This is a genomic window from Kineothrix sp. MB12-C1 (assembly GCF_030863805.1).
Lineage (GTDB): Bacteria > Bacillota > Clostridia > Lachnospirales > Lachnospiraceae > Kineothrix.
Genome location: NZ_CP132957.1, coordinates 2710225 through 2736507, shown reverse-complemented (window position 1 = coordinate 2736507; position 26283 = coordinate 2710225). Strand labels below are relative to the sequence as shown.

Sequence of the window (26283 nt, the reverse complement as noted above, 5' to 3'; positions counted from 1 at the left end):
AAAAGGGAATCCCCTTTGGAATTCCCTTCTCCAATTTTGTCTCATTCGTTTACTGTTTTGTCGAAGCAATCTCTTTTTCAACTAATGTCATATCGTTTTTTACCATGCGTCCTACAAGCTCATCAAAAGAAATCTGGCGTTTCCATCCCAGCTCTTCTTCTGCCTTCTGAGGATTACCTAATAAAATATCAACTTCTGCCGGACGGAAAAAGTTCTTATTCACCTTTACAACAGTTTTTCCGCTCTCCTTGTCCTTGCCAATCTCATCTACGCCCTGCCCAGACCATTCAATTTCCATTCCCACCTTACGGAATGCAACTTCTACAAACTCTCTTACTGTTCTCGTTTCATTCGTCGCTATGACATAATCATCCGCCTCATTTTGCTGAAGCATTAGCCACATAGCATACACATAATCTTTGGAATGCCCCCAGTCGCGCTTAGAATCCATATTTCCCAATTCTAAGTATTCCTGTACCCCTTGCTTAATTCTTGCAACCGCATCGGTGATTTTACGGGTAACAAATTCTTTTCCTCTTCTTTCACTCTCATGATTGAAAAGAATACCACTGCAAGCATATAAATCATAGCTTTCCCTATAATTCTTAGTAATCCAATGTCCGTACAATTTTGCAACGCCATATGGACTCCTCGGATAAAAAGGTGTTGTCTCACTTTGTGGAATTGCTTGTACCAATCCGAACATCTCGGAAGTGGATGCCTGATAAAATCTACTGGAAGGCTTTACTATACGAATAGCTTCCAGCATATTCGTAACTCCTACTGCATCTATGTCTGCGGTCGCCAACGGCTGCTCCCATGATGTAGCCACGAAAGACTGAGCCGCAAGATTATATACTTCATCCGCTTGTGAAATCTTCATCGCGTTAATTAACGATACCACATCCGTCATATCTGCGTAGATAAAATGAAGCTTGTCCTTAATATGCTCTACATTTCCATAATCCACTACCGACTTACGGCGCATAATCCCATATACATTATATCCCTTTTCTAATAATAATTCGGCTAAATAAGAGCCATCTTGTCCGGTGATACCGGTTATTAATGCGTTTTTCATTTTAATTAGGTTCCTTTCATTTTACTCAAAATTCTAATAGTAAATCGTTATGAGTAATTTTATCGTCTTAACACCTTAAATCTTATCATTGGAATCTGGTATCGTATTTATTCGTTCTCAATAATCTCCTTGACACTATAAGGTTTATCAATATGAACTCCATAATATGTCTTGACTAAAATTTCACTCATTAAGCCGAATATAAATAACAACAATCCAATTATAATAAAAAATATTGTTAATAGTGGTAAAATAATATTATCCGACATCTCATAACCCAAAATAAAGATAACAATCGACCAGAGACCGCAGATTGCTCCTGCTACTAAACTAAGCATACCCGCTGCCCCCATCATATGCAAGGGGCGCACCGCATATTTATTCCAGAACCAAACTGACACCATGTCCACGAAGCCTTTTATCGTCCTTCTCCAATTATACTTTGTAACACCTGCAGTTCTCGGTCTATGATTAACTACTATCTCACCAACCTCAAAACCTTTTATTCTTAACAACGCGGGGATAAATCTATGTTGTTCTCCATATAAATTCATCTCAGCAAAACATTCCTTCTTATATACTTTTAACGAACATCCACTATCGTGAATACCATCCTTAACCAAAATTCCCCTTAAGAAATTTGCCCCTCTAGACGTGAATTTCTTAATCCACGTATCTTTTCTATTTTTTCTCCAACCCGATACTACATCTAACTTGTTTTCAAGCAAATAATCTAACATTTGGGGAATATCAGCCGGATCATTCTGTCTGTCGCCATCCAATGTAACAATGTAATCATATTTTGAAGCTTTAATCCCCACATCCATAGCTGCAGTCTGTCCAAAATTTTTACGCAACTTTATATATTTTAATGGTTTTAAAATTCTGCATATTTCATCTGTTCTGTCCGAAGATCCATCATTTACAAAAATTATTTCATATTTATATGCAGCCTTTTCACAAACTTTCATTATTTCCTCATGAAGCGCTTGCACGTTTCCCTCTTCATTGTATATTGGAACTACAATTGATACGGAATATGGCATATCTTTAATCTCCATTCTAATATTTTTTTATCCTCTTATAAAACGAGTCTTACTAAATCTTAAAATATTTACAATTGGATTCTGTATATTATTATATCACCTTTATTCTAGTTATGTAGTATATTTTAACAAATTTTTATGAATATTTCATTCTTGATATCTTAAAAAATAATCCCCAACTAATAATTATATATTTTTACTCATTAACTTCCTCTTTTTTTATAAAGACTAATTTTTTACTGAAGATATAGTTCAGAATAATAACGATTGCTTGCAAAATGTATTTAGACAAAGACTTATTAATGTTGCATAGTTCTACCAAAAAAATAACCCCCACATAATCCACAATACCTGTAAAACTTCTAGCAAATATAAATCGAAACATCTCCTTTAACAGATTTATAACACCATCTGTATGGTTATTAAAAACAAAAACTTTATTCGTTATATATGCAAATACTTTTGCTCCAACTAATGCAAAAATATTTGAAACCTTATAATCAAATCCTAGCTTTAAACCTAAATCATAAATTAAAATATTTACGAAGGTTGTCATTAGGCCAAATATAATATAGTTTATAAATTCTTTGTTTAGTATTCTTTGTTTAATAACACAAAATATCTTTTTCATGTAATCTTCTACTCTACCTTTTATAATGCGTTTTCTATTATTACATATATTTCTCAAAAAATCCACTTAATTACTTCTACTTTCGAATCTTTTCGGATTTATATACAAACTCTTCTAACTATATTTTATTCTTATAAAAGCGCATTAAAATAAAAATATATTGATGAGCAACAAATTTTTATATTGCATATTCCTTGTTAATCTCAACAATAAATATATTCTAATACTAAAAATAATAAAATTAATAAAACAAACTCTTTTTTATGGAAATATTATCCGATTACTTTATACTAACCCAACTAGGAAATTGACCGAAACAACTCAATTATTGTCACTTCCGAGATTGGTATCGATGTACTCCAATTCCCATCATCATAATGTTTATGTTACTGAATCGTATTAACTCCAGACAACAACATATCTACTGGTAAGAAAAACAATCCATCAGAATAACACATGCCGGTGTATACCTGAAACCTTTATTAATACATTGCTCTCATACCGTCCTGAAATCTGAAAAATACTTAGTGCAGAATAAAATACGATCGTATATGCAAACGCCATGGTAAGAAATAAGCTATCATTGCCTGTCCTATTATCTATTGTGTATTTATTATTCCCCTCTTTAATCTTATTTCTTCTAATATAATCAACATTATAAAACATAATACTCCCACAACACTTCCCACGATTCCAAGTATAAGCCCCGGAGTTCTAAATTCAAAGTGTATTTCATGAATACCAGGTCCAACTTCAATACCCATAAATCCATAACTAATTTCATGTATTTCTGATTCAATACCATCTATATTAGCGCTCCATCCTTCATGATATGGTACTGAAAAAAATAGCATCCCTTCTTTATCTGCATTTACCCTACCTGAAAAGGCATTCTGTGAAAATTTCACTAATTCAAATTGGTTTTGTTTTCGTTCATCAACATATTTTTGGTATATTAAATTATATACTTCATTTTGCTGTGTTTTATCACCGTAGCGAATTCTAAAATTCTTTATTGTATATTCTTTATTATCCCCCGCCTCCATCCGAAGCATAATAAAGTTTATTCTTGATTCAGTATACTGCAACTTAATTTTATTTTCCCCTTTATCAAGGTCAATGGTTTTTACTTCATAGCCTCCTGCCCCGTCACTCTTGACTACTTCCATTAACGAATCTTCACTTGAATACATTGAGAAATTAACTGTATAATCGTTTATTTCAAGTTCTTTTCCTAGAACAATGCCTACTGATGCTTGTGATTCCCCCAAAACTCCACGAAAACTATAGGTATTTGAAATATCTCCGTTTTCATACTCCATATTTAGATTATTCAATGTATAGTCTATGTCCCTCAAGACAATCGGGTACTTATCTATTTTATCGAAATCTTCCTCTAATTGTTCATTACAATAATTATATTTTTTTGTCACCTTATCATCATCTATAACAATACCGGATAACAATGCCAACGATTTCTGTTTAGGCTGCAAATTATCAAAAAATGAGCTAGGTATAACTTTATTGTATAGGAAGCCTATAGATAGCAAATTTTCATTGCGATATACTACGTAGTCTTGATTCTCACTAAAATGGCTATATCCATATAGTGAATTTTCTCCTATCTTCTTAATGTCATATTTATTTCCAATTAGCGATTCCAATGCAACATCATTTCTAATACCTCCAGAAATAGTTGTAGCCTTAATTGAATCCGGCTTTATATTTTTCAAGAAAAAGTAATAGGAAGACACCGTGGGATCATAAAATGAACTATCAAAATAATCTGCAAGCATTGGGTTACAATAATTCCAATATTCATTCGCTGTAATCCGATAAAATAAACTGCTATCTTTTTCTTTTATATTATCAAATACTTGCGTATTTTTATAAAGTTCAACCTTCATCTCATCTCCTGAGACTATTTCATTACTTCCTAAAAAATGGGTTGCAGTACTATACCCAAACACAGTAGTTTCAATGCAAATGAAGAGCAAAACAAACTGCATTCTTTCTTTTATTGTTAAATGTTTGCACGTTATTATATAAGTATAGAGAATCAATATAAAGGTAACCAATATTAATTGATTGAATCTTATTCCCAAAGTATTTTTTCTATCTAATATAAATATTCCCCATAGAAGTAATGAAAATATTAATGAGCTTATTTGCATTAACTTTTTATCAATATTATTCTCTATAATACTTTTTTGCAGACCCATCATGGATAAGGTAACTATTACCACTACAACCCAAACAGAAGATAACTTTATATGTTCCCACGCCACAAATGCATTAAGTACATATCTAACAGTAGGAATTGTAATATATACTCCTACAAAGCCTAATAGTAGAATAATTAACCTTTTTTGCCTTTTACAAGCCAATTTCACCGTTTGTGGTAATAATAATAAGCTAATTATACCTGTATAAAATAAAGGTGCGTTTAAATACTTACCACTATAATAGTTTATCGTACCAGCCAATTCCGTTTTAAAACTTCTTAAAAATGCGTATAACACAATTTCTAAATTTTCAATCAAACTAATTTTTTTAGTTGTTTCATCTAAGTCTGCAAATCTTGCTGATTTCAGCATTTGTATAATACTAGGAATCCAAACTATTGCTGATATCAATAATGCTATAAAATAAATTGGCAGGCACTCAATTATATAATTAATAAAATTCTTTTCTTCATTGCTTTTATTATATATATATCGGCATACAGTATAAATAAATATTAAAATACTATATAGATAAATATAAGTTATACCTCTCATTGTAAATATTAACGTCAAAGAAATTATGAGTAAGTATTTCTTTTTTTCTCTAAAGTATCGTTCCAAAGCCCAAACCAAAAATGCCGCATAAACTAACTCACTTGCATAATGATACCAATTCCCTCTTACGATCATTATGGCACATAGGCTATAACCTATGCTACCTATCATACAAGCATATTTATGCAAATTAATTTTATTTAAAAATAAGTACATAAATAATGCTGCTAATATTATCTTTATTAGTTGAAGCCATGCAAATGTAAACGGCATTATATCTCTTCCAAGTAATATTGGGATTATTTTAAATAAATCTCCATACTCCGCAATTGAAAATACCGACCCTAAGCCAATATTAAATGACCACATTGGCCAACCTTCATTTTTAAAATATTCTCCTAAATAAGAAAAATAAGGCCAAAATTGGTTTTTAGCATCATATACTGTTATATACAAATTTCCATCAAATAAATATGGGCTATATATAATCATTCCCAAAACACTTACAATTAGTATCGTACATAAAAGCATATGTTTATTAATGAATTCCAATATGAGATTTAATGAAAAATTATATTTCTTTATATGCTTTAGTAAAATTTCTATTATATAACTCAAGAACCATCCAATAACAAAAATAACTCCAAAAGTTCCCAAAAGCAATATTGCTATTTCAATTACATTAAAATTTTTTTCATAAAAATATGACAGGATTTTAATAATTATAATATGATGAACAAGAAAAATAGCATATGAATATTTTGCCATTATTTCACATAGCCTTTTAAGAATACCATTTATAAATTTTGACGTATAAACCAGTACAAAAAACATCATTCCACCTAGGATCATATTCAATACAATTGAATTCATTGCAATAGGAATCGGAACTGTAATGAAAATTCCTGCCCCTATTGCCGAAATCAAAACAAGATACCACTTCACGTCTTTTATATAGAAAATAAAATACATACCTAAAAGTGTATAATAAATACATACTACTAAATTTCTTGATACTATAACTTGGAAAGGATTAAAAGCAATTACAAGAATGTATACTACCGTTGCGACAATTCCTACTGTTTTAGGTGCTTTAATCATTGCTTTTCTCATGAAGGGAAAAAGAATATAAAATATGATAATCGCACCCAAAAACCATTCTCCGCATATATAATAATTGGGCACTAAATAAGAAAAATAGCCATCCATCCCTGCTACAGAAAGTAGCAATCTTATTTTAGGTAGATCAGGCATAAGCCCTAAAAACAAGTTCCAAAAAGTAAATATAAGATATACACACCAAAATAATGGATATACTCTTTTAAATCGGCTAATATAAAACTTTTTAATATTGATTGCATTTCCATAATTATACATTAGCTTTGCACCACTAATTATGAAAAATAAAATCACACCTATTTCTGCCCATGTACCATTTGCATACTTAAAAAAGAAAGCATGAAATCCGCCTATTTTAAAAGTATATTCACAATGATAATTAAAATGAAAACACACTATTATAATAACTGCAATAGCACTTATATAATCTAAATAAAAAAGCTTTTCTTTTTTATTATACATTAAATCTCTCCCGATTAATTTACTTTTTGGCTTTTCTTTTCCATTTTCTATAAACTTCCAGTATGTTATCTGGAATATTCTTTTTTATTTTAAACTTTAGCCAGACTTTCAAAGAATAGTCTTCAGTTAATCTTGCTATTTCCCGCTCCCTTTGGTCCAATAAATCTCTATGCGCCACAAACGCATCAAAATTCCAAACTACATCCAATAAATTTGAAGTATAATAATTTTCAAAAATTTTTAAATTTAATTCTCTAAGCATAAAATACAAATTTGTAACCTCAATATTAGCAAACTTATCGGTCATTAACCAGGCCGGATAATAACCTTCATGCTGAGTCACAAAACCATATCCTCTCTCAATCGCATGCAAAATAGTCCCATCGTTACCGTTCGGCTCTTGTGGAAAATCACTATATTTCCAGCCATAATCAATTAATGTTTTAAGGGCCTGAGGCCTAAACCAAAACATTGTTCCCAACGGTGCTATGGGGGCACGGTTAGGCTTTATATTTAAGCTTATACCCAACTTTTCCATTAAATCTAACGTGTTTTCATAATTTGCGGCCCATTCAGATCCTACCATCTGATAAAAATTCCCATGAGACGGTACCGGCGGTGTTAATAACCCTAATCGGGGATTATCATCAAAGGTCTTTATTATATTCGATACAAATTCCTTACTTGCAAGTATGTTTTCAAAACATTGATAAGAGAAAGATTCCCCATTACAATACGGCTCCATTTGTTTTGTCTTCTTATCATGCGCGTAACATATATAATCATAATTATATAAGTAAGGCGCACAGCCAACAAGTAAAGAAGATACATCCCTTCCTCTATTTTCAATTAAAATTATTTTTACATTATAATCACTTAGATCTTTTACCTTTTCTTTCAATGCCTTTTGAGTAGCTTCTAAAGGCGTGGTAATAAAAATATCTGTTCCACTAGGCATAGATTGAACATAGGAAAAACAATAGTCAATTAAATCAGCATAGTATATATGCATCATTAAAGCTACTTTTGCTGCTTTATTCTGCAACGGCTCTATCTTATACTTTTGAGGCAAAATATAGTTTAAATGCATGATTGTTTTAATTTCATCCATATTATTCAGCCGCAAAATATTGTCCCAAATCAAGTTTACATCATAATCAGTATGCTCTCTTAGATAATCATATGTATCCCTCGTAGCCTGTCCTACCGTGTCCGTCAACATATCATAATAATTTTGCGAGAAAGACTTTTGCTTTATTACTGGACATTTCCTGTTTATTACCAATTCATTCGACATCATCATTAAAGGGTATCTTGTGAACCCTTCCAAATCTGAAGTGTCCACATATACATCTGATTTAAAACCTTTTTCATTAAATTCCTTTGTAAATATAACTTCAAAAAGCCCGATTGCTTCTCCATATGTATTTATTACAGGTAACTCATCCCACACTTTCTTATATAAGCCAGTATTCCCCATACTCTTTCGTATAACAAGGAAACTGGACTGAATATGTTCCGGTATATATCCATATTTACATGTACCAAAACAATCATATGGAACTTCATGATGTTTGGTTATTCCCCAAAAATCTACATCTCGTTTATTCATAGATGCAAACATTTCATCAAATGGATAAATAGGACCATAAAGAGTTGAATTTACTAACAAACATTCATCATATGTGTCTAGCACTTCCCATGAAATATGTTTTATACCTGCTGAATATCCCGTAATATCATAACCTTCATTTTTACGAATTAAAAGATCATCTGCAACCTGTTTAAATTTATGCTTTCCCTGATCATTAACATCCCCATTTATTACCACTAATAAATGCTCAGTAAATCTTTTCAATTCCTTCAAAAAAACGATTGCATATTCATCTACAATTCCGTCTTTATCATGGAAAACATAAATTGCTACTCTTTTAGCTTTTTCATTATTAAATACCATAAAATTCTCCCTATTTTTTGTGTTTCATAAGCGATTTGGCTAATTGTTTTAATTCTCTGACAAGTATTAACAGCCTATTTGAAGATTCCAATTCAGTTATCCTATTTTGTAACTGTCTGTTATCATACTTCATTTTTTCTATCACATATATTGCCTGATTATAACTGCAATATCCTAAATAATCCTCTATGCTTAAGTTCAGCCCATGCAGAAAGGTAAACAAATTAGTTAGCATAATATTAGAATACTTTTCATTTAAAACAATCGCCGGATAGTATCCTTCTTCTTGAGCAACCAACGAATATATCCGCTCTACCGCATGAAGCAAAGTTCCATCAACACCATTAGGCTCCGCCGGAAAATCGTTATATTCCCAATCTGCATCATATAGCCGTTTAAGTGCCGGCACCTTAAACCAAAACATCGTCCCTAATGGACAAATGGGTGTTTTATCAGCACTAATCGGTATTGCCAGCTTTAATTTATCCGCCAAATTCCTTGTTATATCGTAATTATTTCCCCAATCAGCATGTCCATACACTGCAAAGTAATTTCCATGTAAAGGATAAACTGGAGACAACATTCCAAGCCTTGGATTATCATATAAAGTACATATAATATTATTTACAAAATCCTTTGATCCTATCGTATTTTCAAAGCATTGAATGCCAAAGTCATTTCCAATAGATCCCGGGGTAAGCTGCGCACTTTTCTTATCATGAACAAAACAAGCATAATCATATTTGTCTATTATATCCTTTACCCCAACTAATAAAGAACTTACATCTCTTCCTCTATTTTCAATTACTCTTACTTCTATATAGTTCCACTTACTATTTGAAAACTGCAATAAAATCTGTTCTTTTTTTAATTCACTACTTGTAGTTATGTATAAGTCCGTTTTATCAGGCATTGACTGTGCATATTGATATGATGTCTCTAACAGATCCATAAAATAAAGGTGCATAATCAATGCAACCTTTTTTTCTTCCAATATGCTTTCAGTCTTTTTAATGTTGCTCTCATTTTTCTTTAAAATATAATTTAGATGTAAGTTATGATGAATATCTTGCTGATTCCCACATTTCAAAATAGAATCCCATATTAAATCTATATCATAATCCGTGAATTGAGATAAGTAATCCAAAAGCTCCCCTGCCCCATCTCCAAGCGAATTAGAAACAGCTCCTTCATAAGAACCAATAAAACTTTCCTGAAGAAAAAAGGGAGAGTATTTATATTTTATCATATCTTTTGGATTGTATAATAATGGATTATAATATAGATTTGTCAAATCGTCAGAATCAATAAAAGCGCCTAATTCTATATGTTTTTTTCTTAATTCTTTAGAAAATACCAACGCCTTATTATCAATCCATGAATGATTTTCATCCTTAACTAACTCCAGTTTATCAAAAATGGTTGAAAGGCATTTGTTTTGTAATATTTTCTTTTCAAATACGATGAAATCTGCACATAAATACTCTTCTTGAAGGTTTTCTCCTGAATAGTCCAGATAGTTCATTGGTGTCGGATTTTGCTTTGATAAACTCCAACATCCCAGCTTTTTTTTGCTCATAGCATCCATCATATTATTTATGTTACAAACAGGCCCCATTATATTATCGGTAGCGCATAAGACGAAATCTACATTGTTCAAATTATCCCATCCTAGAACTTCAAATCCCCTTTTATACGCATCCCATGCATTACTAATAGAACTGTCAACTATAGCCGCCTCAATATCCTTATTATACTTGGATATTATTAGTACATCATCTATATACTCCTTCATACACTTTATAAAATAAGAAGAGTATTTTTCAAGTTGCTGATTTGTAGTAGTCACATAATATATCAACCATCTTTTACCGTTCATGATTTTGTCCTTTTTCCTTTTCTTGTATGCGAGCCTCAAGTTGTTTTGAATAATCACGGCTCATTTCATATAATTTATTTATTTCTATATTTTTATTTTCTAATTCCTCTATATAATTTCTTTGATTTTCAACTTCCTTACTAACTCGCTTTAAACTTTCTTCCAATTCTTCTATATAACTTTTTTGGTTCTTAATTTCTTGATTTATTTCTTTTATACTACTTTCTAACTTTTCTATATAGTTTTTATATTTCTCTATTTGTTCACTTGTTTTTTTCGAATTGTTTTCCAATATTTCTATATAGTTTTTCTTTTTTTCTATTTCTTGACTTGCTTTTTTCAAATTATTCTCTAATTCCTTTATATACCTTTCCTGTTCTTCCTTAACCACCTCGATATCTTTATTGCTCTTGGTCAGCTCCTGCAAATAAATTAATGTTCTATTTAATTCCCCTTGCTCTTTTTTAAGCTTTTCTTTCATTTCTTTAATGTATTTATCCTGTTCTATCGGCATATATCTATTAGCATCCATTATCAAAGGTGCTGATAACCCTTGTGCAAATTGCGAAGAAGTCATACCTAAATACTCATCAATTGACACTTGACAAATCTTATTATTCATATAATCATAAATCTTTTCATACGCCACAACTTTTCCAGCTTCTGATAACAAAAAATAATTTAAGTATAAAATGATTTTTTTATACTCAATTACTTCTTCCCGATTATAGTCTTCGTTATTAATAAACTTTGAAAATCCATCCATAAAAATTTCATTCGACATGTTATCAAAGAATTTTTTACATACTAAATAGTATTCAAAATTAGTCCGATTAGTATTTTCTAAATTTGCGTTACTTGTATTTTTTTCCGCTCCACAAAACCAACGATAATTTACTAAACGTTCATTAATAACATAAACATTACAATATTTAAGAATTCTAATAAACAGCTCATAATCCTGAAGCTGTTTTAAACCATAAGAATAATAGCCTATATTTTCAAAAACTGAAGTCTTTATCATCATAGAAGGGTTTCCAAGTTTACATCCTTCTGTAAAAAAAAGCTTCAACCACTCTCCTTGTGTATGATTTTGGGAATTCCACATTATATCTCTATTCTCACATAATTCAGATGGAACTGGCAGCTCATTTTCATCTACAACACTAATCCAAGTAAAACAAGCCCCGTATTCTTTATTTTTTTCCAAAAATTCCACTTGCTTTTGTAATTTGTCTTTTTCCCAAAAATCATCACAATCTATCACGGCACAGTACTCGCCTTGTGCCTGAGAAATAGCAAAATTATGTGCTGATGGTATTCCTTTATTTTTTTCAAAATAAAATGTTTTTATTCTTTGATCATCCGCTGACAGCGCCTCTATAATTTGGCGCGAATTATCTGTTGACCCATCATCTACAATAATTAATTCAAAATCCTGATATGATTGTGTCAATACACTTTCAATTGCCTGATTTATATATTTTTCTTTATTATAACTGGTAAGTATGACACTAACTTTCTTTTTTTCCATTAAAGTATTCCTTATTTACTTACTTTCTCCATAATTAGATTAATTTTCGTAGGATCTCCCCATACACCGGGAGAATCATATTTTCTATCGGGAAAAGCACCATAATCAAGCCTAATATTCAAATTATGCTCTGCTATGAATTCTTCTACCTGTTGTCCCAATGATTTAGGTTGACCTGTACACACATTAATAATTCCTTTCACTTCATCTTGGACACTGGCCATTACTATTTGCTCCGCCAATTTTTTAACCTGGATGAAATCATATTGATTTTTTCCTGACGTAAAAGGGAATAATTCCTTCCCATCTTCCTCTGCCTGCAATATTTTAGAAAAAATGGAACTACTTTTAGATTCATCTCCAAGAATATAATATGCCCTCAGCCAATATAAATTAACATGATATTCTTGAGCAAGTATTAGTAACGCTTGCCGCAATGCATTTTTAGCAATTCCATATTTTGATAATGGATTACAAGGTGTATTCTCATCGACAGAGCCCTCCCAATAGCCGATTTCATGCATTGTCCCCATAACGCTGACTCTTTTCAAACCACCTTTAATCATATTGAGCAAAAACAAATAGTGATTGGATACTTCTTGCATATGTGCATCCGAATTATGAATAAATCCATCCTTCCATGCCATATGTATACAAGCATCTGGCTCACCCAACTGTTTATAAATATCTTTATCGCCACTAAATATAGGAACATCGGACAATTCTGCTCTGCTATCAATTCCCTTTTTATCGAAGTCAGAAGCAATTACTATATGCCCTTCATCTAATAACTTTTTAACGACATGGCGCCCTATGTATCCCCCTGCTCCTGTAACTAATACTCTCATTTTCCATTCTTACATAATGTATAATAAGCCAAATACATTATGCTTTTCCTTTCCTTAAAATTGCAAGTATATTCCTACATAACATATAACATGCATAATAATCTTTTTCTGTATTTATATAAAATAATTATAAAACATCGGCAAAATGTTTCTTTAAACTACTAAAAACAATTATTCCAAGCAATAAAATAATACCAGTTACAGACCAAAAATATAACATCATCTGTGGTTTTTCCCAAAACCATATGTGCTGAAAGAAGGCATCTCTATATCCTTCTACTATATAACACATTGGATTTAGCTTTAAGATTTTCTCTCCGGTCTTACCAAATATTGTAATATTATACATTATAGGCGTTGCCCACATGCCAAGCTGTAATATTATATTAATTATATAATTCATATCCTTGAAAAAAACTGTTATTGCAGAAGTTATATTTGCAATCCCCCATGCAAGTATTATAACGCAAAATGTATAATATATAAACTGGCATAAATATATGGTCAACGGTATCCCATAAATCAACTGCATAATAATTGCAATTATCAAGAAAAACATATGAACAATTATAGAAGAAACAATCTTAACTATTGGTAATACTTCTATTTTAAATACAACTTTCTTTACTAAATAATTATATTCTACCAATGAATTTGTCGCACTTGATAACGCTTCCGAGAAAAAAAACCATGGTATTATTCCCACCGTAAGCCATAAGGCATATGATACCCCTTCAACCGGCAAAGACCTAAAGCCCACACCAAATATAATAACATATATTATAACTGTGATCATCGGCTGTATAAATGCCCATACAGCCCCAAAATATGAGGCAGCATATTTCATTTTAAAGTCATTACCTGCCAGATTTAATATTAATCTCCATTCCCTTATTATATCCAATATCCAACAAAAAGTTCGCCAAAAAAATTTATATTTGATATAAACAATTATCATTAAGAATAAAGCAGCAATCCAAGATGCTGCATTTTTAATGATTTGGAGCTGCCGTATATTATCATCTGTCTTATCTATCAAATGACTCAAATCTAAAATAATATATGGATCAGTTCCTTCAACGGCAATACTGTATATTCCTTCGTCATATTTAATCCCTTGTATACCATTTTCTTGTATAATACTTTTATTCGTAATATTTTCTTTAATATTATATCTGCTAATGTTCAAGTCCGAGATTTGAACAGTATTGTCATTATACCCAAGATCAATTCTCAAAAAAGTATTATTGTTATTAATTTCCTCTGTAATAGTTATAGGCTTTTTTGCACTGATATCATATAAAAATGCGTTTTCTTCATTAAAGTGTTCAGGTTTATCACTATAAAATATCTGATTATTTCCATGCTGAAGATACTCTATTGTATATTCTATGCAATATTTATTGATATTCAATTCAAAAGAATATATTAAAATAAATGCAAAAAGTATTCCTATTACAAAAGATAATATCAATCTTTTAACCTTCATAAGTCATTCCTCAAATTTCCCATACATGTTTTAAAACCACTTTACCTTCTGCAATATAATTCATATTAACAAAAAAATTAAGGTATTGTGTTTGATAATCAAATTGAACTATTGCTGTACTATCAAATAAAGCTACATCAAAATAATAATGTCCACCAGTTATGTTCAAAGTATTATATTTTAAGACAACTTCATTAATGCCTTTTTTCCATGGTATATGAATACCATCAAGCAAAGTATTTAAACCGCAAATATATTCGTTATTTATAGTCCTTATTGCAACACCTAAGACTGGATCGTTTATCGTTGTATCTTTAACTAAATACTTTATGCGTAAAAACACGTCTTCCCCAAAATTAACGCATTCTGTTTCCTTCCTCTTTTCGTTATAAAGCTTTACATCTGTAATCTTAGCAATATCAACTCCTTGTAAATCATATTCAGAATCTTCTTGCTGAGGGGTAATAAACTTTTTCTTTTCTTTTGAATACATTTCATATGACAAATCACTGCCCAAAAAATCATTATAGCTATCTGTTACTTCATCTGTGTCTCCATCCATGATTACTGTTCCGTTATTTATCCAAATCGTTCTTTTACAAAACCTTTTTACTGAATTCAAATCATGACTGACAAACAGTATTGTCCTGCCTTGTTCCATAAACTCCGTAAACTTATTCATGCATTTTACCTGGAACCTTGTATCTCCCACAGCTAATGCTTCATCTACAATTAATATTTCTGGTTCTACGCTAATGGCAACTGCAAATGCCAACCTCACAAACATACCGCTTGAATATGTCTTTACCGGTTGATTAATATAATCCCCTATGTCCGCAAATTCAATAATATCATTTATCTTCCTATCAACATCTTTTTTGGTCAGTCCCATAAGTGTTCCATTAAAATAAATATTTTGAATACCTGTATACTCCATGTTAAATCCAGTACCCAACTCTAATAAAGCCGATATTCTTCCCTCATGACGCACTTCTCCTTCTGTTGGATTAAGTACACCAGTAATTATCTTTAATAAAGTAGACTTTCCGGAACCATTTCTCCCAATTATTCCAACCGTTTCTCCTTTATTTATATTTATGTTTATATCCTTTAAGGCGTAAAACTCATTGTGGTATTTTTTATTTTTTAGAAAGGTTTCTTTTATTCTGTCAGTAGGCTTTTCATATAGCCTATATACTTTGCTAACACAATCTATACCCAAAACTTCCTCTATCATGAAATATCATTTCTCCTTTATCTATTTTGATACTCCGCCTTTACTTTAATCAGGGTATTATACATTAAGTTTATCTCCCTGGTATCAACAGAAACCATACTCATTCCAAAAGTGAAAGTCTGACACCTATCAAGCTGGTTTACTTTATAATATAATTGAGGATTATCGCAAAAGAAAAAGTATTGCCCTGCCTCTAAAGCATCTAAATTAGAATGTTCATATAGAATGTCCATTTTTCCTGATTCATTCTTTATCTCAGCCTTTACATTTTCTATGACACATTTACCGTCCCCAATATCTACACATATGCTCTTTGCCATTGGCGGAACGTTTATTTCCCAAATAAAATCTGTTCCCAACCCCCATATGGGAAATTTATCCTGCAATTCATTTTGATAATTATCCCCTAAATCGTATTTAAATGTCACAAAAAAGGATGGATAATATTTTACTATTCTATCAGTCTGTATATCTAAATACTCTTTTCCAGTTTTAACCTCGTAAACATATTGATAAACAGACCCGTACGGACGCATTTTCCAAAATGATGCCGGAACTCCCAAAACAGAATGATAGGTATTTTCAATCTCATTATCTCCTACTTCATTATATGTACCAAATTTTTTAATAGGAAATAATCCTGCTTCCAATAGGATACTCTCTAAACTATCCTTTGTAAAGAAATGAATATGCGTATTATCTAAAAGCCCAGTATCGGTATACATAAATTTATTATTAATCAAATTTATCGCAACAGAATTATGTGCTATGTTAGGTACAGAAATCAAAATGGACCCGGTCTCGCTCAGCAATAATTTAGCTTTATGCAGCAAAAGTCCAGGATCATGCAAATGTTCCAACACATCTGCTAATATAATGTAATCAAACTTTATTTCTCTATAACGCTCTACCCATTCGTAGTCTTCGATATCGCCTGTAAGCAAGTCTTCTGCATACATTAAAGCTTGTCTTCCGGCTGTCTCATCTATTTCTACTAAATAAATTTCACATTCCAATTCTTCTTTCATGTATTTCGTCAGTCTTCCATTTGCAGGACCAAATTCCAATACGCAAGACCCTTTGCGAATTTGTTTTGCTATTATTGACAACGAATTATTGTATATCATGTCTAACTTAAAATCATACTTCATTGAGAACTCCTTCTTTTTATATATTTTAACAGTTTGGGAAACTTCTCTTTTATTTTCATTTTAGTCTTATATTTTATACATTTAATTAACCATTCGGAACTCACTTTATAAATAGGAGTATTTTGATAATCATTTATTTTTTCATTTCCTTTTAAATCATCCCACCTACTATACAGTTTGTTATAATCTAACGGCTCTTCCAATACCTTATTTATAAAATTTTCTGTCTCTTCTGTAACATCCTGCCAGGTTCTATCAAAATATAAGTCTACATCAATATGGCATTTTTGATTTGATAAAATCAATTTAAATATATTTTCTAGTTCTTCACCATAATCATACAAAAAAAAGTTACTTTCATAATACTTAAAATAATTTTTCAACTCTATATTTAACTCATTTCTTTGTAAAATTATCTTTTTTCTAAATTGTATAGCATTAACAATTGGAAGTCCAAAACCTTCATATATACTCGGAAACAATATCCCAATTGATCGTTCTGTCAAATAATTCATGTGTTCATCTTCTATTTCTCCACTTTTCAGTCCATATATATTTTTAGCTTCGAATCCCGTCTCGTTCATTCCTATTATAACATAGTTATAAACAGATTCTATTAAAAAAGGTAACGTCTCTTTTAACCATTTATGTTCATAAAAGTTACCGAAGACGATAAAATATTCTTCAAATGGTATAGAAAAATCTTCTTTATTTACTGGCTTTTTATTATTTACTCCATGATAAATTATTTTTGTTTCAATATTTCGTTGTTCAAATTCTTTGAAATAATAATCAGTAGTATCTTTTAACGAAAACTCACTAATTGAAGTCATACCATCACAATATCTGATAGCTTTGCGAAAAACTTCTTGTCTTTCGTAATCTAAAATTAATAAATGATTAGTTCTTATACTAATAATATCTTGCATACAAAAAATAAACTTCAAACTAGTCTTATTTAGTATGAGAAGGTGTTCTATGTGATATATCTGTGACGGAACAAATGCCAGATGAAAAGTTTCTTTTATTGTATCCGGAAATAAAACGTTAGGATATATATCGGAAATTTTAAAAAAATTATCTGCACGTCGATTAACTAAAATAAAAATTTCATACTTTTCTTTATATTTTTTGTAGAATTCTTCTATAAAAGCTAAATTATATTCAGTTGAACCATTATAAATAGAAGGCAGCTCATATAGACTTATTAATATTCTTTTTTTTCTATAAATACATTCACTAATCATGTCTGAAAAATAATCGATAACATCTACTTGATTATTGAAATAATCTTTTATTATTTTTTCATAATAAGGATATCTGTCCAATAAAATATTAGAATTTTTTTCTTCAAGTAATTGTTTGTTTTTTTCGCCAAAGCTCCTTCCTTCAAAATGATATACAAAAGAGTAATTTGACATCAATGTATTATATCCATATCTATTAATCCTTTGACAAAAATCGTTTTCTTCCTGATATCCCGCCCCATATATTTCATCAAATAACCCGAATTTCCTAATTATTTCTCTTTTTATTAAAATCGCAAAACCTACACCAGTAGGTATAACAGCTTGCCGCGGTAGTTTATCCTTTATTGCTTGATATATTTTATAGCTCTCCTCAAATGTTACTTTTCGCTTTAAATTGTTGTTGATAGGAACAGTCAATAGCGTTGCATTATTGCTTCGCGGACATACCGCCCCATGGCGTTCATTAGAATACAACACATACAACATCTCTTCAAGAAATCCTTCGGTAACACAAGTATCCGAGTTCAGCAGCAAAATATCATTATCAGAATTATCAGATTCAAAAACTCCTCTGTTGCAGGTCTTTATAAAGCCAACATTATTAGGATTTCTTTCATAAATAAACATTGGGTGTCCTTCAATCAAATCTTTAATATTATTTTCCATTTGTCTCCATTGCGGACCCATGTCATTAATAATTAATATTTTATTTCCATCAGGAATATATTTTATAAGAGAATTTAAACATATCTCCAAAGTTTCCCAGTCCTTATAAACTGGTATTATTATTGTCACAGCCTTCATCATTTTTTCCTCTATTAATCCATCATTTATTACGAATAACTTTATCAGCCAGCGATTTAACCCTCAATTTTAATACAAAAATAAAATTACAGTATATGAATATAGTTTTTTTTATATTAAATAATAAATTATAATAAGAAAACTTCTCTGAACTTTTCATATCAATTAATTTTTCAATAGTTTTAATTTCCACGAATCGTCTTTCCAGTTGACTAATATTTATTTTCTCATTTATTTTTAGACTTATTTCTTCCAAGAACTCATTGTTATTATCATAGCAAATCTCAAAGATTCTTAATGCTCTATTATTAAGAAATACTTTTTGCCTCTCTGTTTCAAGTTTTCCATATACAATAGCCGCATCGTACAATCCTGTCGGAAGTTGATTTTCTTTAAATATCCTAAAACTTTCGATCTTCTCATTAAAATATCTTTTAATTTTTCTCAAATTGCCAGCAGAGGCTAAAATATATATTTCCTGATTCTTCTTCATTCCTTTTATCTCAAATACCTTTTTCAAAAAAAGAAAGCAATTCTTGAATTCCTTATTTGTATTTACACTTATATTCCTCAGGTCTATAATAATTCTTATCATATCATCAGCGTCTTTGACTATGGCATTTGCAAAATAGTCAACCGCACAATAACTATATTTAAGAAATCGCTCCGTCAACTCCCAATACTCCGGGTATCTTTTAAGTAAAACGGCACTATTTTTTAACTCTAATTCTTTTTTTTTACTTCCAAATGATTTTGATTCATCGTGAAAAATATATGCTTTATTTGCAGCAATTATTTTATATCCATATTTTCTTACTCTCATGCAAAAATCATTTTCTTCATTATAACCAGGACTAAAAACTTCATCAAATAGCCCATACTTTTTAATCAATTCCCGTTTAATTAAAAAAGCAAATCCCACTCCAGTTACAAGGTCGTACATTAGAGGTAAATACTCTTTAATTTTTTGGTAGATAGCATAACTTTCATCTGCCGAATATTCATTTTTCATCTTATTTACCGGAACTGATAAAAAAGTAGCATTATTACTCCTTGGACAAACTACTCCGTTCCATGCATCATCATATAATACATTTTGCATTTCTTCCAAAAAATCTGATGTCACTCGTGTATCTGAGTTAAGCAACATAATGTCATTATCACTTTTATCCAATTCAAAAACAGCTCTATTACAAGTTTTCACGAACCCAATGTTTTGAGGATTTCTTACATATTTAAACCTTTTATCATCTCGTATAATATTTAGTATTCTTCTTTCAATACCGTCTGCCTCTGGGCCAATATCATTTATTAATAGAATTGTATGACATGTGTTTACATACAACTTAAGTGATTCAATACAGACCGATAAAGAATTCCAATCATTATATATTGGTACTACGATAGTCACACTTCTCATACTTTTTAATCCTCAATAATCATTTTCCACTTTTTGATAATTTTATTCCACTGAAAACAATTACCAATATATTTTCTTGCCTTAATTCTCATTTCAACATTTTCGCTGTTTTTTATGTGAGAAACAATTTGTTCCATTTCATTATAATTATTATACCACATTCCCGCATCGCTTCTCTCGCAATGCCCCCGCAGCACCTCACATTTCCCATTTACTACTACCGGCACTCCCAAGGCCATGGCCTCAAGAACCGCAATGGACAAGCTCTCAAACTGAGACGGTAGCCAAAGAATCTTGGCCCCCTTTATCGCGTTATATTTATCTTCCTCAGGAACAAATCCAAGGTACTGAATATTATCTTGCTCAGGAATATCCATATAAGCTTTCCCTATCACCACAAGTTGTAAATCTTTGCTATTCTCACTGAATCTTTGAAAATAGGCAAACATCTCATCGCAGCCTTTCTCTGCATCCACCCTTCCTGCGTAGAGCATATATTCCCCTTCAATTCCATATTTTTTCCGAAAACTCTCTGCATCAACATTGGCCGGCAAATCTATACCAACACTGATCACTTCACTGTCAATTTCCTCATTATGAAATAAGCGATGCACAAAATCTCTTTCTTCCGGTGTCAGAAATACTATTTTTCTGGGAAGTCGGAATACTTTCTCATATAATTTGAAATAAATGCAGTACTCATCATGAGCTGTAGGCACAAATATAGCTTTCTCCGCCGCTTCACGCATACCGAACACTGTGGGATAATACATATAGGTAACAAATATAAAGGCATCATATTCGTCCTTATTTTCCCGTATATATTTCACCAGATCGGGAACATATGGCCCCAATACTTTATTCCATGTCTCCGTCATTCTGCGGGTATTTACGCCAAACCGAGTAATAAGAATCTTAAGAAGTCTTTGGCTGCCGCGGCTGCGCTTCCTTTTTACAGAAAACCTCCTTACCCTTACTCCATCAATGTCTTCTACATCCTCTTTGTAATAGTCTTCCCACTTTTCATAAGTGAGGGCTTTCGATGTCAGTACCTCTACTTCATAATATTCTTTCAGCTTCTGAGCCATAAGCATCGTATAATATTCGGAACCGCCATTTACCTCTTTACCATATCTTTGATTAACAAATGCTATTCGCTTCATATATTTCCTTCAATCTATTTTTCATCCTATCCGCTGAACATGTATAGGTCAGATGTTCCTTCACATGGTTTTCAGCATCCTTCCCTATTAACTCCCGATATTCTTTGTCTTCCCATAATTTTTTCATATAGTAGGCTGCGTGTGATGTATCCGCATCCGCCCAATAATTTCCCTTTTCGTACGGACCAATGGTTTTCTTCAACTTTATTAGTTTGTAGTCCACAAGGCAAGCATTTTCCTCATTCATGAACTCTATGGAAGCTGACCAATTGGTTGCAATAACGGGTTTTCCAAGTGCCATAGCCTCTGCCAAGGGAAGACCGAATCCTTCTGATCGATGCAAGGAAACGAGAATATCACACATATTAAGCAAGGAATCCACCTCAAGCCTTGTAAGATTCTTAGTAATAAAATAAACATTTTTATAATTCTTCAGTTTATCTTTTAACTCTACTAATTTTTTCTCTTCCGCATGATTCACCTTGATTACAATTCCTACCGTGTCATTTTCCACGTGGAAATCCCCCACTGGAAATGCTTTCATATACGCATCAATTACTGCTTCAGGATTCTTCCTTTCACTGATGCTAATAAAATCATACATAGTCAAAAAGAGTAGCTTATCCTCCGGTAAAGAAAAATATTTTCTGTCCAGATAGCCTTCTTTTTTCACTTCAATCGCATAGGGAATTGTGATTACCGGTTTATCCGTCTTTTTTCTTATGCTATTACTTATGAATTCGGAAGGTGTCCATATCTCGTCCACTGTTTGGATACCAGGAAGCCACCTGTCCGGAAAATCCTCCAATTCCCACAGCCAATAAGCAATATTATAACGATAATCAAAGAGGCTATTATCTGCTTCGTTATAGTCTGCTGCCCATGTCTCGGGAATCCAATGGATTATATTCACATCATACTTCACGTTTTCCACAAGTTTGTGTGCCCATGCATTATCATTATGCTCCAGATTCCCGTGCAGGTTAGTCTGTTTGATCTCAAAAGGGATCTCACTCTTTTCTATCATTCCAGCCAAAATTCTCATACTCTGTCCAAGTCCTGTCTCTGCCTGAACATCTCCAATCAGGTTGATGCCTTGTTGATAATATCCCTGCCGGTAAGGCTGTACCTGCTTCTTTCTTTCTAACATTTTCTGACTATTCCTCATACCTATCGCCTTTTTCAGCTTTAAAGCGGCGGCATCCGGAAGTATTCTTCTAACTGCTTGTTTCATTTTCATTTACAACAATCCTCTGCTATACAGGCTTACTATTTTTACATTATAACGGACTTTCCCGTTAATTACAATCTTTCGGCGTCAATGTGCACTTCGTTGGCTAAGTCATCAAAAGTTTCTTAAAAAAGAAGAGGCCTTACAATCTCATTCTTCTATAAACCTTCTCAGCAGATCTTCTCCATTGGAACATTTCCACCCTTTTCTTAATCTCCTTTATCGTCACTGCATCACATTCCTGATGAATTCCCTGGCGCATTTTTTCTTTCAGTTCTTCTTTATCACCGGAACGAAAATAAGATGCTGCCATTCCAAGAACCTCCGGCAAGGATGCCGCATCGGAGGAAATCACCATAGTTCCTACTGTCATGGCCTCTAAGGGAGGCATACCGAAGCCTTCGTAGATAGATGGAAATATAAAACAGTCCGCCATATGGTATACATATGGCAGGTCTTCATCGTCGATAAATCCTGTCACCACTATATTCCTTCTATAGTCTTCCTCAATTCTATCGAGGAATTCGTCCATCTTCCATCCTTTTCTTCCTGCTAGGACAAGAGGAATATCTACACTTCCTTCCTCTAGCAACTCCACATAAGCTTCCACAAGAAAGGGAAGATTCTTGCGAGGCTCCAAAGTCGCAAGGCAGAGAAGATACTGCTCAGGAAGATGATATTTACGGCGGATATCTAGAGAACGGTTTCTTATTTTCTCCAACCGGTCTATCGTTTCTTCTTTCTTTTCTTCTCCCTGTGCCGCAGCTTGTGGCTGGTCTGCCACATAATCCATAAACACATCCGAGATTCCACAATAGGCAAGTGTAATTTTATTTTTATTATAACGGAACTTGTCCATAATTCTGTCCCGCGTGAACTTCGAATTCACAATAATTCCTTCACTGACAAGCAGTGCACTGCGAATGGTCAGCTTAAAATATAATTCCATCTTCTTCTTCATCGTCTCAGGGCAGTCCCAACTGGTAAGATCGTGTATCGTATTGTATATTCCTCTTTTCCAGAAGAGAACCGGGCTTTGAAAGGCCAGAAAGAGATAGCGGTCTGCCTTGATTCCATAGAGATGGAATGGCAAAATAATCTGTTGGAATACCAGTTTATTCTGCCCTTTATACACCTTACAGACAACATTTTTTTTGTCTGCATATCTCCTGAAATCTTCATGGACTTTATTTTTAAATAACAAGATATAAGTATGTTTTTGCTCGCTGTCCAGATCAATTAATTCCTGTGTGATACTCATCGCATAACGCTCTATCCCCGAAAAATTGTCCGCCAGAGAAGTCAAATCAATTGCTATTCTCATATATTTACTTTCCTCACCGTTCTATCTTCCTTTGTTTTCCTATATTATAGCGAATCAGATCTACTATTACAATCAATATACCACCGGCAAGAGCTCCCCCCAGCGCACTCAAGATACTATTCCTGAAATATTCAATCCGTACAATGCTACCGCTTTTTTCCACGAGATAGTTTTTCTCAATATCAATATGCTCAATTCGGTCTTCACCGAAACTTTTCCCTATTCTTTCCGAATAAACACTGCCGGATACTTCATTGTCAATATCGATAACATCAAGGCGCTCGCTAGCCTCTGCCATGAGATATTGGAGTACTTCCCGATATTCTTCTTCCGTCACATCATAATACAGCTCCAACAATCGAATGCGGAAGGAATGGTAATCACCGCTTCTATGAATGGACTGCGGAAGAGAGAACTCCAACGCAAATCTTATCTCATTTTCTGTCAGTTTATCGGATAATCCAGCCTCATCTAATGCATTCTTGAGAATGATATCTTCTTCTATCAACTCCCGATAACGATTCATTTCCTCGTTCAGGGCATCTTTCGTTCCCTCTTCATTTCTCACATTCACAATAACACTTTGTGCATCCACATAGTTCAATGCCCCTATCGGAACATCTACATATAGCGGAGAAACACCAAGCGAAAGATAAGCAACTACCCCTATAGCACCGAAACTAATGCTTCCTGCCAAAATATATTTTCTATTCTTTATAACTTCGTTAAGTGCATATCTCCATTTTTCTGCAATAGGTGAAGACACCTCTTCCCCTGCCTCCTCACCGAATAGAACTTCCCCTAAGAAAATAAGGGAAATATTCATAAACGCATTGGAGATAAACTGCTCCATAATCCCATACAATAAAAAGGAAAATATCATAGCCAATGCCGGAAGCCTTTCTTTCTGCTTCCTTGTCATCCGTGCTACTATAATAGCATATCCCACATAAAATAAAATAAAAGCTACTATACCAAAAGTCATTAAGAAATAAACGTATCCATTATCCATAATAACCCAGAACCCCGGGATATCTCGCATTCTTGCCCCAAACATCGTAATCGGCTGATTCAACAGATAATAACCGGAAAAGGATAATCGCGCTTGTAACATATGATCTAATTTCTGCATCAGTGGATATTGTAATATCAAAGGAGCTAAAAGAGAAAATAACACGCTAAAAGGTAGGACAAGCTGGCAGATTATCTTTTCGACTTTATTCAAGCGTTGACGCTTTACTGCATATAAATTAAGCAGGAGATAGAAAGTAGTTACTACTACACCTGTATAACTGAGGGAAAACAGGAAAACAAGTATATTACCAGTCATAAGTGCCAGCATCTTCTTCCACCTATAATTTCTTCCCCAACAATAGCATAGGAATGCAGTTAATATAAAGTAAGATATGTGGAATACATTCCCTGTACTATATCCCATTCCCCATCGGATAACTTCGCCAATTCCGCCCTTTTCATGTACTACCATTGGGTTAGTTATAACTCCAGCTCCGGCCAAAATTACTGTTAACATGAAAGAAATTCCATAAATGACTGCCCCTAAGTGAAACAACTTATGCACCTTCATATCCTTCATTCCAACAACGGTAAGTGTAGTTAGTACAATTCCCATTCTCCCCGAATTCCTATATGCAACAAAGGCTATGAGACATAAAAGTATCATAGCCACGACTTGCTTTTTATTATATTGGGTCAATACAAGTTTTAAGGCCACACAAACACATGCCACCGCGCTTAAAAGGTAATATATTTTATCTCCGCTATCCAGCCCTATTCCTTTTGCAAAAATCATTAACCCGAAAAACAGGTAATAGGAAAACTCCTTTAAATTGTTCTTCGTCATGAAATATCCATCCTAT

At 32.5% G+C, this 26283-nt stretch carries 17 protein-coding genes; all 17 read right to left on the bottom strand.

The window, feature by feature from the left end; translation table 11 throughout:
* Positions 1-49 precede the first annotated feature (49 nt).
* Entirely contained in the window at positions 50-1081 is a 1032-nt protein-coding gene (gmd, locus tag RBB56_RS12650; protein ID WP_306719320.1) for a GDP-mannose 4,6-dehydratase, read from the bottom strand.
* A gap of 107 nt (positions 1082-1188) precedes the next feature.
* Positions 1189-2142: a glycosyltransferase family 2 protein gene (locus RBB56_RS12645; protein ID WP_306719319.1), complete on the bottom strand. Its 954-nt coding sequence runs from the start codon at positions 2140-2142 to the stop codon at positions 1189-1191.
* A gap of 181 nt (positions 2143-2323) precedes the next feature.
* Positions 2324-2824: a GtrA family protein gene (locus tag RBB56_RS12640; protein ID WP_306719318.1), complete on the bottom strand. Its 501-nt coding sequence runs from the start codon at positions 2822-2824 to the stop codon at positions 2324-2326.
* 533 nt (positions 2825-3357) lie between these two features.
* Positions 3358-7119: a YfhO family protein gene (locus tag RBB56_RS12635; protein ID WP_306719317.1), complete on the bottom strand. Its 3762-nt coding sequence runs from the start codon at positions 7117-7119 to the stop codon at positions 3358-3360.
* Positions 7120-7138: 19 nt separating this feature from the next.
* Entirely contained in the window at positions 7139-9076 is a 1938-nt protein-coding gene (locus tag RBB56_RS12630) for a rhamnan synthesis F family protein (protein WP_306719316.1), read from the bottom strand.
* A 10-nt stretch (positions 9077-9086) separates the two neighbouring features.
* Positions 9087-10955 carry a rhamnan synthesis F family protein gene (locus tag RBB56_RS12625; protein WP_306719315.1) on the bottom strand — a complete coding sequence of 623 codons (1869 nt, stop codon included), beginning with the start codon at positions 10953-10955 and terminating at the stop codon, positions 9087-9089.
* Entirely contained in the window at positions 10945-12489 is a 1545-nt protein-coding gene (locus tag RBB56_RS12620; RefSeq protein WP_306719314.1) for a glycosyltransferase family 2 protein, read from the bottom strand. Before RBB56_RS12620 ends, RBB56_RS12625 begins: the two co-directional genes overlap by 11 nt.
* A gap of 11 nt (positions 12490-12500) precedes the next feature.
* Complete coding sequence (locus RBB56_RS12615) at positions 12501-13337, bottom strand: NAD-dependent epimerase/dehydratase family protein (protein WP_306719313.1); 837 nt, start codon at positions 13335-13337, stop codon at positions 12501-12503.
* A 127-nt stretch (positions 13338-13464) separates the two neighbouring features.
* Positions 13465-14826, bottom strand: coding sequence for an ABC transporter permease (locus RBB56_RS12610; RefSeq protein WP_306719312.1), 1362 nt, complete (start codon positions 14824-14826; stop codon positions 13465-13467).
* Between the two features lie 10 nt (positions 14827-14836).
* The gene (locus RBB56_RS12605) at positions 14837-16063 is read right to left on the bottom strand and encodes an ABC transporter ATP-binding protein (protein ID WP_306719311.1); all 1227 of its coding nucleotides are present in this window, start codon (positions 16061-16063) and stop codon (positions 14837-14839) included.
* Positions 16064-16080: 17 nt separating this feature from the next.
* On the bottom strand, positions 16081-17214 hold the full coding sequence (locus RBB56_RS12600) for a class I SAM-dependent methyltransferase (protein WP_306719310.1): 1134 nt from the start codon (positions 17212-17214) through the stop codon (positions 16081-16083).
* On the bottom strand, positions 17211-19271 hold the full coding sequence (locus RBB56_RS12595) for a glycosyltransferase (RefSeq protein ID WP_306719309.1): 2061 nt from the start codon (positions 19269-19271) through the stop codon (positions 17211-17213). The genes RBB56_RS12600 and RBB56_RS12595 overlap by 4 nt, the downstream gene beginning before the upstream one ends.
* Positions 19272-19290: 19 nt before the next feature.
* Positions 19291-20679: a glycosyltransferase family 2 protein gene (locus tag RBB56_RS12590; protein ID WP_306719308.1), complete on the bottom strand. Its 1389-nt coding sequence runs from the start codon at positions 20677-20679 to the stop codon at positions 19291-19293.
* Positions 20680-20693: 14 nt separating this feature from the next.
* A complete protein-coding gene (locus RBB56_RS12585; RefSeq protein WP_306719307.1) occupies positions 20694-21851 on the bottom strand; it encodes a glycosyltransferase family 4 protein in 1158 nt (385 codons plus the stop codon).
* Positions 21829-23091: a glycosyltransferase family 4 protein gene (locus RBB56_RS12580; RefSeq protein WP_306719306.1), complete on the bottom strand. Its 1263-nt coding sequence runs from the start codon at positions 23089-23091 to the stop codon at positions 21829-21831. The genes RBB56_RS12585 and RBB56_RS12580 overlap by 23 nt, the downstream gene beginning before the upstream one ends.
* Before the next feature lie 133 nt (positions 23092-23224).
* Entirely contained in the window at positions 23225-24406 is a 1182-nt protein-coding gene (locus RBB56_RS12575; RefSeq protein WP_306719305.1) for a glycosyltransferase family 4 protein, read from the bottom strand.
* A gap of 13 nt (positions 24407-24419) precedes the next feature.
* Complete coding sequence (locus tag RBB56_RS12570; RefSeq protein ID WP_306719304.1) at positions 24420-26267, bottom strand: O-antigen ligase family protein; 1848 nt, start codon at positions 26265-26267, stop codon at positions 24420-24422.
* Positions 26268-26283: the final 16 nt, after the last annotated feature.